Raw genomic sequence first — 452 nt, forward strand, 5'->3', positions numbered from 1 at the left:
CCTCCAGCAGTCGGCCGTAGGCGCCGGCCACCGGGGTCGAGTGGCTCAGGTAGAACGCCACGCTGTCGCGCAGCGGATCGGCGCCGTCCTCGGGGATATCCATCCACAGGCCGTTTTCCGTGTTGGCGTGCGCCGACAGCGGATCGGAGTTGTAGCTGCCGAGGTAGTAGCGATGGCCGTCGATGCGCACCAGCTTGGCGTGCATCATGCGGTTCTCGCGGTCGTGATACTCCCGCACCTCGATCCCGGCGTTCACCAGGCCCGGCAACTGGTCGGCATAAGCGCGGCCGACCGCCGGGAACTCCTGCGCGGTGCTGGCCAGCGAGGCGCTCACCAGGCTCACGCGCACGCCTTCGCGTTGCTTGCGTTCGAGTACCTCGCGCAGCGCCGGCACGATGATCAGGTAGGGGTTGATGACGAGGATGTCGTGTTGCGCGCGGTCGAATTCGTGC

1 protein-coding gene is annotated in these 452 nt (G+C 67.3%); it reads right to left on the reverse strand.

The window, feature by feature from the left end:
- Positions 1–452, reverse strand: a 452-nt coding sequence (locus HWX22_RS31570) for a phospholipase D family protein (protein ID WP_175917024.1), incomplete at both ends; no start/stop codon positions are given.

This window comes from Burkholderia sp. BCC1638 (genome assembly GCF_902833195.1).
GTDB classification, from domain to species: domain Bacteria; phylum Pseudomonadota; class Gammaproteobacteria; order Burkholderiales; family Burkholderiaceae; genus Burkholderia; species Burkholderia diffusa.